The 16,090-nt window shown below is 49.3% G+C and carries 8 protein-coding genes; 1 reads left to right on the forward strand and 7 read right to left on the reverse strand.

What is annotated here, in order from left to right:
- Positions 1 to 14 precede the first annotated feature (14 nt).
- Positions 15 to 1,544, forward strand: coding sequence for a DUF4394 domain-containing protein (locus BUB18_RS22210; RefSeq protein ID WP_073085242.1), 1,530 nt, complete (start codon positions 15 to 17; stop codon positions 1,542 to 1,544).
- A 59-nt stretch (positions 1,545 to 1,603) separates the two neighbouring features.
- Here BUB18_RS22210 and amaB read toward each other — a convergent pair whose 3' ends face one another.
- From amaB to BUB18_RS22245, 7 genes are read right to left on the reverse strand one after another with little or no spacing between them, the layout of a single operon-like run.
- Positions 1,604 to 3,124, reverse strand: coding sequence for an L-piperidine-6-carboxylate dehydrogenase (amaB, locus tag BUB18_RS22215; RefSeq protein ID WP_073085243.1), 1,521 nt, complete (start codon positions 3,122 to 3,124; stop codon positions 1,604 to 1,606).
- A gap of 1 nt (position 3,125) precedes the next feature.
- The gene (locus BUB18_RS22220) at positions 3,126 to 4,016 is read right to left on the reverse strand and encodes a DUF1338 domain-containing protein (RefSeq protein ID WP_073085244.1); all 891 of its coding nucleotides are present in this window, start codon (positions 4,014 to 4,016) and stop codon (positions 3,126 to 3,128) included.
- 4 nt (positions 4,017 to 4,020) lie between these two features.
- Positions 4,021 to 6,318 carry an aminotransferase class III-fold pyridoxal phosphate-dependent enzyme gene (locus tag BUB18_RS22225; RefSeq protein ID WP_073085245.1) on the reverse strand — a complete coding sequence of 766 codons (2,298 nt, stop codon included), beginning with the start codon at positions 6,316 to 6,318 and terminating at the stop codon, positions 4,021 to 4,023.
- 4 nt (positions 6,319 to 6,322) lie between these two features.
- Entirely contained in the window at positions 6,323 to 8,221 is a 1,899-nt protein-coding gene (locus BUB18_RS22230; protein WP_143160047.1) for an MGH1-like glycoside hydrolase domain-containing protein, read from the reverse strand.
- A gap of 5 nt (positions 8,222 to 8,226) precedes the next feature.
- Positions 8,227 to 11,334, reverse strand: a complete 3,108-nt coding sequence (locus BUB18_RS22235) for a beta-galactosidase, LacZ type (RefSeq protein WP_143160048.1) — start codon at positions 11,332 to 11,334, stop codon at positions 8,227 to 8,229.
- 42 nt (positions 11,335 to 11,376) lie between these two features.
- Positions 11,377 to 12,906 carry a RagB/SusD family nutrient uptake outer membrane protein gene (locus BUB18_RS22240; protein WP_083550561.1) on the reverse strand — a complete coding sequence of 510 codons (1,530 nt, stop codon included), beginning with the start codon at positions 12,904 to 12,906 and terminating at the stop codon, positions 11,377 to 11,379.
- Positions 12,907 to 12,926: 20 nt separating this feature from the next.
- On the reverse strand, positions 12,927 to 15,998 hold the full coding sequence (locus tag BUB18_RS22245) for a SusC/RagA family TonB-linked outer membrane protein (RefSeq protein ID WP_178372180.1): 3,072 nt from the start codon (positions 15,996 to 15,998) through the stop codon (positions 12,927 to 12,929).
- Positions 15,999 to 16,090 lie beyond the last annotated feature (92 nt).

The following is a 16,090-nucleotide window of genomic DNA, read 5'->3' on the forward strand; positions in this document are numbered from 1 at the left end:
TAAAATTTCTAACAATGAAACCACTGACCTATTTTTTGTACCGTACAGGTATGGTGTATGGCATTATGGCTATACTATTGTTTGTTTCGTGCAATAAAGATGACGATTCTCCTGGTGAAAATGGCATTACCGGCCCTGACCTGGCCATGTATGCATTAACCAACAGCAATATGCTGCTGAGTTTAAATGCCAATAACCCATCGGCCATCCTTAATCAAAAAAGCATCTCCGGATTACAGGCAGGAGAAAGCCTTTTAGGAATTGATTTCCGGCCGGCAACCGGACAACTGTACGGTGTTGGAAGCAGCAGCCGTATTTATGTGCTTAATCCGCAAACTGGTGCAGCACGCGCCATTGGTGCAGCAGCTTTTACACCAGCTATCAACGGCACCGCCATAGGACTCGATTTTAATCCAACAGTAGATCGATTACGCCTCGTTACCTCCACAGGGCAGAATCTCCGGCTAAATCCTGAAACCGGGGGCACAGCTGGAACTGATGGCAATTTAAACGGGGTAAGTAACCCTAATGTTACTGCCGCCGCTTATACATCCAACCGCGCAGGGGCAGCAAGTACTGTTCTGTTTGTGATTGACGTTGCCACCGACAAACTTTATAAACAGGATCCGCCCAATGATGGCAAACTGGTGGAAGTGGGAAGTATAGGTTTTGATGTGGAACAAGCTGGTGACTTCGATATAAGCCCAGACGGAAAGGCTGCGTTGGCAGCGCTGAAAACCGGCGGTAAAACAAATTTATACGCGATAGATATAACAACAGGTAAGGCAACAAAAATTTTAAGAGAATTTAGCAGCAATATCATTAGTGTGGCTATACCTACAGAGCCCGTAGCTTATGCTATCAGCTCCACCAATGAATTGGTGATATTTAATCCATTAAATCCTGCCCAGGTAAATAAGCCCATTACAGGACTCGTTGCAGGTGAGGCTATACTTGGGTTAGACTTCCGCCCTGTCAACGGTCAGCTGTATGCTTTAGGAAGTACCAGCAGACTCTATACCATTAATGCGGCCTCTGGTGCGGCAACTGTGGTGAGTGCAGCGCCATTCTCCACCTTATTGGCAGGAACTGATTTTGGTTTTGACTTCAACCCGATGGTAGACAGAATCAGGATAGTGAGTAACACCGGTCAGAACATGCGGTTAGTACCTACTGACGGCACTGTTGCCGGCGTCGATGTAACATTGACACCTGGTACGGCATTGATCACCGCTGCGGCATACAACAACAATATTGCAGCAGCCCCCTCCACTATCCTGTTTGACATTGATGCAGTAAACAACCGTCTTTATAAACAGGACCCACCAAATAACGGCACGCTGGTGAGTGTAGGACCATTGGGAGTTACGGCCACAGCTGCCAATGGATTTGATATTGGCAGCACAAGTGGCACAGCATATGCCCTATTAACCGTAGGAGGTGTAACCAGGGTTTACACCATAAACCTGACCACGGGAACCGCTACTGCTGGCGCCACCATCTCTGGAACAATAAAAGGCTTTACCATCGGCCTTGGATTTTAATAGCAATCGTATCATGTATGCTGTAAAAAGAAAACCCCGCGACAACCGCGGGGTTTTTATCAAACATCAAACTTTATCCCCTGCGCCAGCGGCAACTGCGTCCCATAATTAATCGTATTCGTTTGCCTGCGCATATAATTCTTCCAGGCATCACTGCCACTTTCACGGCCTCCGCCTGTTTCCTTCTCTCCACCAAAAGCACCGCCTATTTCCGCACCGGACGTACCAATGTTTACATTGGCAATACCACAATCACTGCCGGCAGCAGACAAGAACAGCTCCGCTTCCCGCAGGTTTAAAGTCATGATAGCGGAAGAAAGCCCCTGCGGCACATTATTCTGTATGGCAATCGCCTCCTCCAGCGTGCTGTATTTCATCAGGTACAGGATAGGCGCAAAAGTTTCCGTGTGTACGATAGGGTAATCCTGTTCCACTTCCGCGATGCAGGGCTGTACATAACATTCACTCTCGTACCCGGGACCGCTTAACACACCTCCTTCCACGATAAACCTACCTCCCTGCGCTTTACAAGCGTTGATAGCCCCCAGGTAACTATCCACCGCTGCCTGATCAATCAGCGGACCTACGTGATTGCTTTCATCCAGCGGATTACCAATCCTAAGCTGCCCATATGCCTTTACCAGCTTCGCTTTAAAGCTCTCGTATACCGATTCATGAATAATCAGGCGACGGGTAGTGGTACAGCGCTGACCAGCCGTACCTACGGCGCCAAATAAACTTCCTACCAGCGCCATATCCAGGTCGGCATCACGGGAAATAATAATGGCATTGTTCCCGCCTAATTCCAGCAGGCAACGACCTAACCTCGCAGCCACCGTTACAGCCACAGCCTTACCCATCCGGGTAGAGCCGGTGGCCGATACCAACGGTACCCGGTGATCGGCTGCTAACAACTCCCCGGTTTCGTGCCCGCCATTAATTAAACAAAGTACACCTTCGGGTACACCATTGCGCTCCAGCACCTCCGCCACTATATGTTGACAGGCAATGGCCGACAAAGGCGTTTTTTCACTCGGCTTCCAAACACATACATTCCCGCAAACCATTGCCAGCATGGCGTTCCAGCTCCACACCGCCACCGGGAAATTGAAAGCGGAAATGATGCCCACTATCCCCAGCGGATGCCATTGCTCATACATCCGATGCGAAGGACGCTCACTGTGCATACTTAATCCATACAACTGCCTACTCAAACCCACCGCAAAGTCACAGATATCGATCATCTCCTGCACCTCTCCCAAACCTTCCTGCAAACTTTTTCCCATTTCATAACTCACCAGACTACCCAACGCCTGCTTTTTCGCACGCAGCGCGGCTCCTATCTGTCGCACCACCTCACCCCTGCGTGGTGCAGGTACGGTACGCCATTGTTCAAATGCCCGTGTAGCCGTTTGCATTACTTCCTCATACTCGTGTTTCCCCGCCATTCCTACCCGGCCAATCAACAACCCATCCACCGGTGAAAAGGAAGCGACATCACCACTCCCCTGCATCCATTTTGTACCGGTGCTGATACCAGGATTCACTGCCTTTATACCCAGCTCTTCTAAAAATTTCATTCTATTTATTTGTTTGTGATGAATATGTACTTTCAAAAATCTTATTGGCATTAGCCGCCTCAAAACCTTCGCGGCGGTGCTCCCTCCTCCGCGCTCCTGGCGGCAGATGCTCATACCCCGGCAATAACCTGCGCTCCGCAAATTCCACATAGGAACCCGGAATTGGGTGCTGCTCACCATCGGCAAAGGTGGCGGTGATCATGCCGGCAACCGTAGAGCTTTGTAACAGCAGCCCGTCAGGACTCTTCTTAAACTTACCACCGGCATCATTTAACTTCAGTCCATGCTTTTCCAGGAACTGGTTAAAATGCGCAATATCTCCATACACCCCCTGCAGGTTATGTACACTAATCGTAAAATGATTCAGGTAGTAGCGGTTATAAATCGTCCAGGAAGCATATTCGCTTTCAGCTGCCAGGGCCGCGTAATCAGCGTAGGTCGGGAGCCGCCATAAACCACTGTGCAGAAACGCATCCACCTGTGCGGCATCATCGAGGTTCAGGGCATCCACCGGGTCCGCAGTTACCTCATCGGTATAGCTGTGTATGATTTGCTGCGCCCCGGCCGACAAATCCTTCACCCGTAGTTCACTGATGAAAATGCGGGGCAACTGAGGGGCAGGCGGCGCATACCAGTAGGCATCCAGTTTCTTCTCCCCGAAATAATAATAGTCCTTCTTCGTATAGCCATGGTAGATAAAGATCTTTTCGAGCGACTGTATCCCCAAATGCGGCACCCCAATGGTGCGAAAAGCAATATGATCGTTTTCAATATCCTGTGCGGCTGTTATCAGTCCCTCCGCTATCATGGCCGCTATCACCCGGTTTACATCCGGTACCCTTTCCTTATAGCGGCGCATCAGCCCATCCAGGATTAGTTCCAAATTATTCATAGCATTAATAATTAAGTGCAGTTAATACTTCATCGAGATGGTGTACCATATCAGCGGCGTTTTGCCTGTTAAATACCATCGGTGGTTTAATTTTCAGTACATTATGCAGCGGCCCGTCCGTAGAAAGCAGGAAGCCTCTTTCTTTCATTTGCTCCACTACTGCATTAATTTCATCCACAGCCGGCTCCATAGTAGTATGGTCTTTCACCATTTCTGCACCTATGAAGAGTCCGAAGCCGCGTACATCACTGATGATGCGATGTTTAGCCATTAGACTGCGCAAACCGTCCATGAGATAATTGCCGGTTTCCAGGGCATGCTGCTGCATTTGCTCCGTGCGTATTACTTCCAGCACTGCGCGACCCGTAACCATCGACACCGGGTTACCACCGAAAGTATTGAAGTACTCCATTCCATTATTAAAAGCATCCGCTATTTCAGGTGTCACCACTACTGCCGCCAGCGGATGACCGTTGCCAATAGGCTTACCCAGTACCACAATATCCGGCTGCACCTCCTGCAGTTCAAAGCCCCAGAATTTCTCACCTACTCTTCCAAAGCCCACCTGTACTTCATCGGCAATACATACCCCACCGGCGGCGCGTATATACTTGTAGACCTGCGACAGATAATTATCCGGCAAAGGAATCTGTCCGCCTACGCCCAACAAAGTTTCACAAATAAATGCCGCAATTTTCCCAGGGTTGCGCTCCAGAATCTGTGCTACATCCGCGGCGTACTTTTCACCCGCCAGCGGATCATCATAGCGGAATTCGCCCCGGTATAAATCAGGCGACACCGCTTTGTGGATATAAGGCATCTGTCCGAATCCACCTTTACCATCAAATTTATACGGACTCATTTCCATGGCTACCGTAGAGGTGCCATGGTAAGCGTGATCCAGTACCATCACGTCCTTGCGGCCGGTATAGTGGCGACTCATTCGAATCGCCAGGTCGTTGGCCTCACTTCCGGAGTTGGTAAAGTATACCACCGCCAGGTTAGGCGGCAGCGTGCTAAGGAGTTCCTTTGCATATTCCACCAAGTGATCACTCAGGTAGCGACTATTCGTATTGAGTGTAGCAATCTGCCGTTGCATAGCCCTGACTACCACCGGGTGGCAATGCCCCACATGACTGGGGTTATTTACGCAGTCGACATAAGTCTCTCCCTTATCATCATATAAATATTGCAACGCACCTTTTACAATTTTCAGCGGCTTACGATAGCTGATGCTGAGGTTGCGGCCTATCACTGCTGCCCGCTCATTCAACAGCTGACTATAATCTTCCTCCTTATTGATTGCCGAAGGCATACCGCAGGCCTTACGGAAGGTATCCGCAGCCCGGAGCGGATTGATACGGATCAGTGTATTCAGCAGTTCCCAGGCATCTTTTTCAGTCACAAAATGATGGCTGTTGGATGATCCCTGTGAAGCCTGGTAGGCAGACTGTGTAACGCTGATGCATAAACGACCAGCGATCAGGTAGTAGATGAGATCCACCTCCTGCTCCGTGAGCGGGAAGGCTTTGTGATAGCCTTCAATTACCCAGGCCGCTGCCTGCAGCGGATCTTCGGCGTTGAACATGGCATAGGTACAGGCAATAGCCACATTATTAACGAGTGCGGTGTATACCATATCCCCCAGGTCAATGAGCCCACTGACTTTACCATCTTGCACCAGTACATTATAATCATTGGCATCCCCGTGAATACAGGCATGCCGCAGCTCCTGCAATACAGGCACTACCTCCGTTTCAAAAGCCAGCAGGAAATAGCCTGCCAGTCTTCTTTTTTCAGGGTCCGGAATATGATGTAATAATTTATTCGCTTCCGCCGCGGTGCTGATATCCCAGGTATAATGCCGGTGTAGCGCATCATGCTGGAATTCCCGCATGGCTTCATCTGTTTCTCCTAAAAAGTGGCCCAGGTCCAGGTACAGCTCCTTCGTTTTCACGGGTACAGTGGCCCAGCACTCTCCTTCCAGCCAGGTAAGGATACGCACGTAGTATTGCTTTCCATCTTTGAACACCGGTGTTAACTCCTGCCGGTTTTTATTACGCAGAATCTGTTGGAACTTCCAGGCTACATCCGTTACCGTTAGATGATCCAGGATACGGAGTTGTGCATCCAGGAAAGAATATTGCTTTTCCTCGCCGGTTATTTTGAGGATAAATTTCCGCCCGGAGGTATCAGTGATCCTGTAGTTAAATTCATCGTAACCCTGCAAAGGGGCTACTGCTACTCCCAGCAGGTAGTGCTTTTGCACCAGCTGCTGTACTTCGTTTGCTGTAAATTCCATGACGTTATTTATTTTTCAGTATCATTAACAAATGCGCTGCGGACCAGCTGAAATTCTTTGCATTCAAACCCTTACCACTTAAGGGATGATAGTTTTCAGATATGGGTGCATCCGCGAGTAATCCTGCTGCATTTTCCAGCAGCTGCTTTTCAAATTTTGCTGCCTGTTTTTTATAGCCATACCGGCGAAGACCGGTGGTGGCAAAAGCTGCCTGGTCCAGCCATACCGGTCCTCTCCAATATCCCTTCATCGGGTCAAATGCCGGATGATCGGCGGCGAGTGTTGGAAAGGGGACTTTAGTATTAAACTTTTTCGGATCGTTCATGCGGGCTATTACCTTTTTAGCCTGATCGGGCGTGGCCAATCCGGCCCATAAAGGAATCCAGCCTTCTGGTCCATCCACCCGCACCAGCTTACCGGTGGCGGGTTGCAGGTCATAGAAAAAGCCCTGCTGCGCATCATAAAATTGATCGCGTATCATCTCCCCTAGTTTCACCGCTTGTTCCTCGTAAGTGTTTTTTTCACCCACGACTGCAGATAGTAAGGAGAGATATTTTTTCTCGGCATATAAATAGGCATTCAGGTCTACACTTTCCTGGTTAAGAGAAAAGGCCCCATCGTTATTTTTAAGCATGATGGCACTGTCGAAACGCACGGCATTATCCATACCGCTTTCCCAGGCAGCTGCGATGCGGGTGCCATCGGTAGACCCATACTCACAAAATCCATTCTGATCATGATCCCTGTTGGCATACCACCAGTGGTGGTAGCGAACCAGTTTAGGCAACATTTCTTTTACAAAGTCAGTATCTTTTGTATGGAGATATACTTCCCACACAGCCCAGGCCGCGAGTGGCGGCTTGGTATCGCGCCAGTTGTTTTCCCGCCGGTCAGCATAAATGCAATCTGCCACCATCCCGTGCTCGTCCTGGTAGTCGAACATGGAACGAATGTTATCCTTTGCCAGCTCCGGATGAAATGTAACAATGCCTGCCGCCTGTTTCCAGCTGTCCCAGCTCCATACGCCGTAAAAGCCCTGGTAATTCACCGAAGGAAATACGCCATCATGCAGAATATCCTGGGAAGAGCTACGCCAGTTCGTGATCAGTGTAACCATACATTTCACCGCCAGCCGCTGCTGCGCGGCGGTAAGCGTTGGCGCTGCGGAAAAATAGCGATCGAGGTAGCCGTTCCATCGCTGCTCATTTTCCGCCAGCGCTTTACGGAAATCGTATAACGCCGGCGTATATACGGAATCAGGATAATAAGCCTGCACCTGCGTCTGATTATAGCTGCCGCCGGGAGCAATGGCCACAGCTGTACGGCTGGCACTATAGTGCAGGCTATCCACGGTCAGCTTTACATCTCCCGGAAAAACAACTACAAAATTACCTGACTGCAATACGGCCTTATTCACTGTAATGGGCTTATATGATTGCCCTACATACCGCACCTCCAATGTTATGGCAGCGTTACCTTTGTTAGTGATAGTAGTATGCAGCAAGGCTTCCCTGGCCGATACAAAAATCAGTTGCTGCTGAATGTCCAGGTGATCAATTTCCAGCTGCTGCAGCAACATCCCCGGGTAGTAGTGAAGGCTTGCACGGGCAACGGAAAGGTCTATACGCTGCTCATTCTCCATCAGCTCCAACCTTGAAAAGGCATCGGATAGCCACGCTCCTTCCATGCCCATCACTAACGGCCCCATAAACGCACCGTTATCAGCAGGCCGTTGCGGCAGCGCATAAGCATGCCAGGCGCCCATATCACTGAAAACGTTACATTCAATACTTTTTGGGGAAGGAGCATCTGTACGCAGGTTCAATACATCCGGGTATTTGCTCCGTTGTGCATGGGCCTGTTGCAGCCACAATCCAAGTAGAAGGATCAACCATTTGCTCATATTCATCATTTTTTTGCGGGACATAGTATAAACGAATAGCTGTAATCCTGGTAGGGCAACATGAACTCCGCATGTGGCGTGGCTCCCCAGCTGTTATCCCCACCCACACCGGACTGCTTATAATCAATATTCCACCATACAAGGTCTTCATTGGTCATACTGCCACCATGATTATTTTCGGCAGCATCCCGGTCAAATTCCAGCTTATCCATATTAAAATGCAGTACACCTGCGCATATTTGCGGGTTACCTTTTGCAGTGAGTCCTATCCCCTGCTGATTGGTGAGCGACATCCAGCGTACACCTGTTCGGTAGCCACTTTCCTGTGCACGCGGATAGGGATGAAACAACTGATCCGCTTTCATGCGATATAAGTCCACCGCAGCAGCGGTGTGCCTGTCAGCATAATTATCGAATGGACCACGACCCAGCCAGGCCACATTATCAAATGCCCCACGGAGGATCGTACGCATACCGAAACGCGGCAGCTCAGGCATGGCATCTTTTCCTGTTTTCATGGTGACAGTTACCTGAACAGCACCATCACCCGTCACCGTATAAGTAGCCATATACCTGGCTTTTACCGCAGGGAGCGAATGCCAGGTACGGATGGTTACCTGATAAGGATTATCAACTGAGGTGACGATGGAATCCAGCTGCGCAGTTTTTAGTACATCCTTCCAAACAGCACAACGCATCTGCTGACTATTACCGATATCATTATCCGTTGGCGCCCGCCAGAAATGTGGCTCCAGCGGCGATTGCAGGATAGCCTGATGCTTATAACTGTAAGCGCTCAGCCAACCAGTTGTATTACTGAAGCTGATCTCAAAATCATCTCCTGTAATCTTTAGTTGTTCCGGGCTTTTGGAGAGATTAATTTTTTGTTTGATAAGCGGAGCTGCCGTATCCTGCGAAAGTGCTGGCAATGCAAATTGTTCCCAGGCCAGCAGGTGATTTGCCGGCAGTGCTGCTGTTGCATTTTTTGTTCTCATTTCCACCGTCAGGAAATATTCCTTACCGGGCTGCATTTGCAATGCCGGCAGGTTTAACAGGATAGTTTTTTCCTGATGCGGCTGCACGGAACCTACCTGCAACGGGCCTTTCGCCAGGGTTTCACCCTCGCAACGTATCAACCAGTAGCATTCAAACTGATCCAGGTTGGTAAAATCCAGGCGGTTGATCACCCGTAATTGATTGGCGGATAAAGGCACGGCTTCAAATGTGGCTGGCTGAATCACTTTTTTCAACTCAAAAGCCTGCGGATGCGGGGTTCTGTCAGCTGCAAACAAACCATCCGCACAATAACTGGTATCGCTGGTAAGTCCTACCTGCCCCATATCCCGGCCATAGGCCCATATATCGCGGCCCTGCTTATCTTTTTTCTTAAAGGTCTGGTCCGAAAAATCCCAGATAAATCCGCCCTGCAACTGAGCATGCTGATAGATCAGGTCCCAGTATTCCTGCAGGTTACCACCGCCGTTGCCCATCATATGCGCATACTCGCATTGAATAAACGGCCGTGGATTCCATTTCTTCACATATTCCACCATTACGCCCGGCGATTTGTACATCGGGCAAACGATGTCAGTATATTCACTTCTGCCGGCGGCTTCGTATTGTACGGGGCGGGTACTATCTATTGCCTTCAGGTAGCGATAGGTAGCGATAAAATTTTCCCCGAAATCACTTTCATTGCCCAGCGACCAGGTAATAATGGAGCAATGATTCTTATTCGTTTCAAACATCCTGCGGGTACGATGCAGGTACGCTTCTTTCCATTCCGGCTTGTCCGACAGCGTTTTGAGCGGCGAAAACGACATACCATCGCACTCAATATTGGCTTCATCTACCACATACAAGCCGTATTCATCGCAGAGTGTATACCAGTCCGGACTATTGGGATAGTGACTGCTGCGTACCGCATTGATATTGTATTGCTTCATCAGTTTGATATCCGCAATCATTTCCTCCCGCGTAATCACCTTGCCGGTGTACATATTATGTTCATGGCGGTTTACCCCTTTAATTTTTACAGCTACCCCGTTTACCAGCAGCAGTCCGTTCCTGATCTCCACCGTTCTGAAACCGGTGCGGTGGTTTATTGCTTCCACCACTTTTCCATTTTTATCATGGTAGGTTATTACCAGGTTATAGAGAGATGGATGTTCGGCATTCCAGGGTGTAACGTTGCCGGCAGCAAGGTTTAGCTGATAATTTTCACTACCCGTCAGCATTGCGCGACGCGTAACTATTACCGTATTGTTATTGTCCATTAATTTGGCTTGCAGGTACCCGCCTTTCACGGCGGTATTAAAGCGTACGTCCAGCTGCAGAACGCCGTTGGTGTAGGTACTGTCCAGCCCTGCTTTTACAAAAAAGTCCTGCACCGCTACTTTTGGCCGGGCAATTAATTGAACGCTACGCTCAATACCACTGAGCTTCCACATATCCTGGCCCTCGAGGTAGGTAGCGTCGCTAAAGCGAAATACCTGCACCGACAAGGTATTGCGACCTTTGCGCAGGAAACGCGTGATATCAAACTCACTCGCTGTTTTACTATCTTTCCCAAGACCTACATATTTGCCATTTACCCAACAAAAGAAAAAAGAGTTCACGGCACCAAAGTGGAGGATCACATTTCTATCTCCCCAATTACCAGGAATGGTAAAATCCCTGCGGTAAGACCCTATGGGATTATTTTGCTCCGGTGGATATGGCGGGTTTACCGGAATCGGGTACTCTACATCTGTAAAAATAAACCGGTCAAAACCTGCTGTTTGCCAGTGGGTTGGCACTTTAATATCTTTCCAGTTGCTCACATCATAATCGTCTGCAAAAAAGTTTTGCGGGCGGGCAGCGGGCGCTGTATCCAGCCTGAATTTCCATATCCCGTCCAGCGACTGCACAAAAGGTGATGGCTGATTTTGCAACGCTGCGGCTTCCGTAACTGCGGGAATAAACCAGGCATGAGGTGCCAGGGCATTTTCTGTTTGAATCTTCGGGTTACTCCATGGTGGTGTAGGTTGCTGTGCCTGTACGCTGATGGAGCATAATACGGCAAGCAGCCATCCAATACTGTATTTCATCATCTCTTTATCCGTGCTAATCAAAAAATAGGTTTGCCGGCAGGCAATGCGCTGCCGGCAAACATCTTAATACAAATTGTTCTGCTTCAGGAGCGGATTGGTATTGATCTCTTTCAGCGGTATAGGATATCGAATATGTTTATCTTCTACATAGTTGCTGCTGAAAGGCTTCCCGTGATTTTGCAATACAGTTTTGATAGCCTGTTTAGCCGTATTGCCACGGCCCCAGCGCACCAGGTCGAACCAACGGATACCGAATTCCATGGCCAGTTCCACGGGGCGTTCGTGATGACGAATCTGCTCACGCAGTTGATCTTTGGTCATACTACCAACAGCCAGCGCTTTAGCATGACTGCGTGTACGCACTTCGTTTACAAAGCCGATGGCTTCATCTGTTTTACCATTTTCGTTGGCCGCTTCTGCCAGCATCAGCAGCACATCTGCATAGCGAATCAGAGAAATGTTGTAACCTACATAGGAACCACTCCTATCGTTGGGATAGGCGTACTTGTTATAATAAGCGGGGCGCGAGAGATCGCTGGCCACCGATGAATAAGGAATCTGTGAAGCAGGAACATTCAGGTCCCACATGGTGGATTTCGGATCATCGAAGAAGATATTACCGTATACACGGTCGCTGTACTCACCTGCATCTGTTTTATCTTTCTTCAGTTCTGCCACCACCCAGTCAGAAGGGTAAAAAACTTCCCAGCCATCCAGTGCATAAGGCCTTCCTTCAAAGTTGAAAGGATGGCGTTCATCCGATACCGTCCGATCGCCACTCCATTGAATTTCGAAAATAGACTCCGGACCATTTTCTTTTGTACCGTTGAAGTTATCTACGTAGTTGGCATTGAGTGCATACTTACCATGGAGCTCTCTGAATTTAGCCTCCGCCTGCGCCCATTTTTCCTGGTATAAATAGGTTTTGGCCAGCAGCGCTTTAGCGGCGCCTTTCGTAGCGCGACCCTTATACTCACTGGCATAGCTTTCCGGCAACACGGCTTCCGCTTCGGTCAGGTCTTTTTCTATCTGTGCCCATACATCCGCGACAGGCGCCTGTGGCACCTGGAGCTTGTCGAGGTCTTTCACAAATTCAAGCACCAGCGGCACATGTTCAAAACCATTTACCAGTACGAAGTAGTTATAAGCGCGCAGGAATTTAGCTTCGCCCACTATTTCTTTTCTTTCCTGTTCCGTCATCACCGTGATTCCGGGCACTTTTTGGATTACCTGGTTTGCTCTGCCAATACCGGTGTAGCAGGTAGCCCAGAGGCTCCATGGGCCTGATTCGTCTGCACTGTTTACAAACGCTGCCAGGTTTTTCCCATAGGGTTCATTTTTATTATTATCAATATCATCTCCCTTAAAAGCAAGGGTAACGTATACCTGTTCAAAGAAGGTCCACTTATCGCCGTCATAGCCCTGTAATGCACCATAGGTGGCTGTGATGCCCTGCAAGGCGTGCTGGCGTGTAGCCCAGAACGTGCTTTCTGTAAGGTTTTGTTTATCCTGCAGGTCGAGGAACTTATCAGAGCACCCGGAAAACAGCATCACTGCAGTGAAAAACAGACCAGTTATTTTTAGTTTCATCATTGTCAGTTTAATTTTTCTGGTTAGAATCCAAGGTTAAGACCGAACACATAAGAGCGGCTGAGCGGGTAATAGCCCCTGTCGACCCCGCGGCTGAAAATACCGGTGTTGGATAAGTCCGGATCGAAGCCGGTATATTTTGTAAAAGTCAGCAGGTTATAAGCACCAGCGTAAATTCTTAATCGCTCCAAATGCATGGTGGTGGCCAGTTTCTGCGGCAGCGTATACCCCAGTTGCAGGTTTCTCAATCGCAGGAAAGATGCATCTTCCAGGTAATAATCAGATACCCGCATGTTTTCATTGGCGTCCGTATTGCTTAAGCGATAGATGTTGGTGTTGGTGTTAGTCGGCGTCCACGCGTTCATCAGGTCAGTGGAACGGTAGTAGCGGTAGAGGAACATTTTAGCGCCGTTATACATTTTCTGACCTTCTTTTCCGTTGAGGAAAATCATGAGGTCAAAGTTTTTATAGCTGGCGTTGAAAGTGAGACCATAGTCGAGTTTTGGCAGGCCGTTACCCATTAACTGTTTGTCGTTATCGTCGAGTTGTCCGTCGCCGTTAGTATCTACAAAGCGGATATCGCCGGGTTTAGCGTTGGGCTGGATCAGCTCTCCTGCTTTATTTTTATAAGCGTCTATTTCAGCCTGTGACTGGAACAGTCCATCTGTTTTGTACAGATAAAATGAAGCCAGCGCTTCGCCTGTCTTAGTAAGCGTAGTACCGCGGTTGTTATAATCCACGAAGCCATCGGCGATTACGCCACCTTCATAGCCCAGGCGGATGATTTTGTTGCGGCTATGGGAAAGGTTGGCCGTTACATCCCAGCGAAATGCTTTATTGGCAGGGCTGCGATAGGTCAGGGTAAACTCCCAGCCCTGGTTTTCCATGTCAGCAATGTTGGTGAGTGGCATGGCAGTAATACCGGAGGAAGTAGGGATCGGTGTTTCCGCCAGCATGTCACTGGTTTTTGATTTGAAGTAGTCGAAGCTACCGCTGAGCGTACCTTTCAGCAGACTAAAATTCACCCCTCCGTTGAAAGTGGCCGTTTGTTCCCATTTGATGTCATTATTGGCCAGTGATGCCGCAATGGCACCTACATACACCTGTTGGGCGGGTAAGTTACCGAACGGATAGTTCAGGTAAGGATCTGAGTTGGCCAGATATATTTTAGCCAGGTACTGGAAGTTGTCAATATTCTGATTACCCACCGTACCATAGCTGAAGCGAGGCTTCAGCTCCGTGATCCAGGGCACATTGAAGAAGTTTTCCTTATGCACGTTCCAGCCGCCGGACACGGAGTAGAAAGTACCGTAGCGGTTGGCGGTACCAAAACGGGAGGAACCGTCGCGGCGCAGGCTACCCTGCAGGAAATATTTATCGTCGTAGTTGTAGCTGGCGCGTCCGAAGTAGGACTGCAGGTTATTACCGTAGTTCCATCCATTCACGCGGATATAATCGTTTTTGCCTTCCAGTATCAGGCCGGACAGCGCTTCGATCAGCGGGCTGCTGAGGTGGTTGCCGGCGCCGGAAGTTCCCTGGTATACATTTTTTTCACGGGAAAAACCGTACATGGCTTTGATGTTATGTTTGCCCAGCTGTTTTTCGTAGTTGAGGAGGTGGGTATACAGGGAATTCTCTTTTCTGCCGCGACTCTCAGAGCGCGTCGGATTTTCGACCAGGGAGAGTGCACCGAAGTCGAACGGACTGGTTTGGCTATACGAATACGTATTTACGATATTCTTACCGATGGTGAAGTTATAGGAGAAGCCGTACCAGAGTTTTAGATCTGCTGCCACATTGATTTGCAGGTAGTCATCTATGGAGCGGCCGTTCCACAGCATTCTTTCCCCGATGGGGTTGCCGGAGCCTAGTTCGATTTCAGGTTTGGCGTAGCCGTTAGGGGAATTTTCGTCATAGATTCGTTTATGCGGCAACGTTCTGTATACTTCCATGAATGGAGAGAAGCCGGCGTTGCCGTCCCCGTTCACGTCGCTGTAGTCCTGGTTGTTGAAGCGGGTGTAGGCTACAATAGGCATGATTTTCAGGCGACTGTCCAGCAGTTTTATTTCGCTGTTGAGGCGTACGTTGTCTCTTTTAGCGCCGGAGTTGATGATGGTACCGGAGTTTTCCCAGTGGCCATACGACAGGCGGTAGGTGAGTTTTTCGGAGGCGCCGGAAACGTCCACATCATATTTCTGTTCGGTGCCTGTTTTGGTGAAGGCGCCTACCCAGTCGGAGTTGGCGTATTGGGAGTCGTCCTGTACGTATACCGGAGCGGTGAGGTTGTCGTTGGCGAAAGCATCGCGTACCACTTTGTTCATGCTTACCTTATCCATTAAAGGCAGGTTGTTGTTGAGGTGCAGGGAGGAGTAGTATGCGCTGAAGTTGACATGTGGTTCCCCGGATTTACCTTTTTTGGTGGTGATGATGATAACGCCGCCGGCTGCACGCGCACCGTAGATGGTGGCGGCGGAGGCATCTTTAAGCACGTTGATGGACTCTACGTCGTTAGGGTTGATGTCGTAGGCATATTCCAGCGGGATACCGTCTACCACGTAGAGTGGGCTGGCGTTGTTGATACTGTTCATGCCTCTGATCAGCACTACCGGCTGGCCGGAAGGATTACCGGTGCCGGAGCTTACTACCACGCCGGGCGCCTGGCCCTGCAGCATGGTACCGATATTACCAGAAGGCTGTTTCTCGAGGTTTTTGGTATTTACGGAAGAGATGGCGGCGGTTACATCCCCTTTTTTCTGGGTACCGTAACCGATCACGAGCACTTCGTCCAGGCCTTTTACATTTTCTTCCAGGGCGATCACCAGGTGTTTGCTGGTGGGTGTTACTTCTTTGGCGGTATATCCCATGGCGGATACCACAAGGATGGCATTGGCAGGTACGCCAGGGAGGTTGAACTCCCCTTTGGCATCGGTAGCAGTGCCTTTGCTGGTATTTTTTACAGCAATACTGGCTCCCGGGATGGGGGTGCCTTTGGCATCCGTTACCTTACCCGTTAGGTTGGCATTTTGGGCGAAGACGGTTAGCCCGGTAAACAATAGGAATAAAAGCATTCCACTGCTCCGTAGTTGTTTCCACATACGCATTTTGGTTTTAATGTCTGCTTGTTGATAATTACCCTCCGGTGCTTTGTAGTTTTTCTAACGTGATTTTTGGAGTACCGGAAGTGGAA

The organism is Chitinophaga jiangningensis (assembly GCF_900142605.1).
Lineage (GTDB): Bacteria > Bacteroidota > Bacteroidia > Chitinophagales > Chitinophagaceae > Chitinophaga > Chitinophaga jiangningensis.

What these genes read in the sequence shown, in the direction of transcription:
- BUB18_RS22230 (WP_143160047.1), bottom strand. Translation starts at nt 8,221, where the DNA reads ATGAGCAAATGGTTGATCCTTCTACTTGGATTGTGGCTGCAACAGGCC.
- BUB18_RS22240 (WP_083550561.1), bottom strand. Translation starts at nt 12,906, where the DNA reads ATGATGAAACTAAAAATAACTGGTCTGTTTTTCACTGCAGTGATGCTG.
- BUB18_RS22225 (WP_073085245.1), bottom strand. Translation starts at nt 6,318, where the DNA reads ATGGAATTTACAGCAAACGAAGTACAGCAGCTGGTGCAAAAGCACTAC.
- BUB18_RS22220 (WP_073085244.1), bottom strand. Translation starts at nt 4,016, where the DNA reads ATGAATAATTTGGAACTAATCCTGGATGGGCTGATGCGCCGCTATAAG.
- BUB18_RS22210 (WP_073085242.1), top strand. Translation starts at nt 15, where the DNA reads ATGAAACCACTGACCTATTTTTTGTACCGTACAGGTATGGTGTATGGC.
- BUB18_RS22245 (WP_178372180.1), bottom strand. Translation starts at nt 15,998, where the DNA reads ATGTGGAAACAACTACGGAGCAGTGGAATGCTTTTATTCCTATTGTTT.
- amaB (WP_073085243.1), bottom strand. Translation starts at nt 3,124, where the DNA reads ATGAAATTTTTAGAAGAGCTGGGTATAAAGGCAGTGAATCCTGGTATC.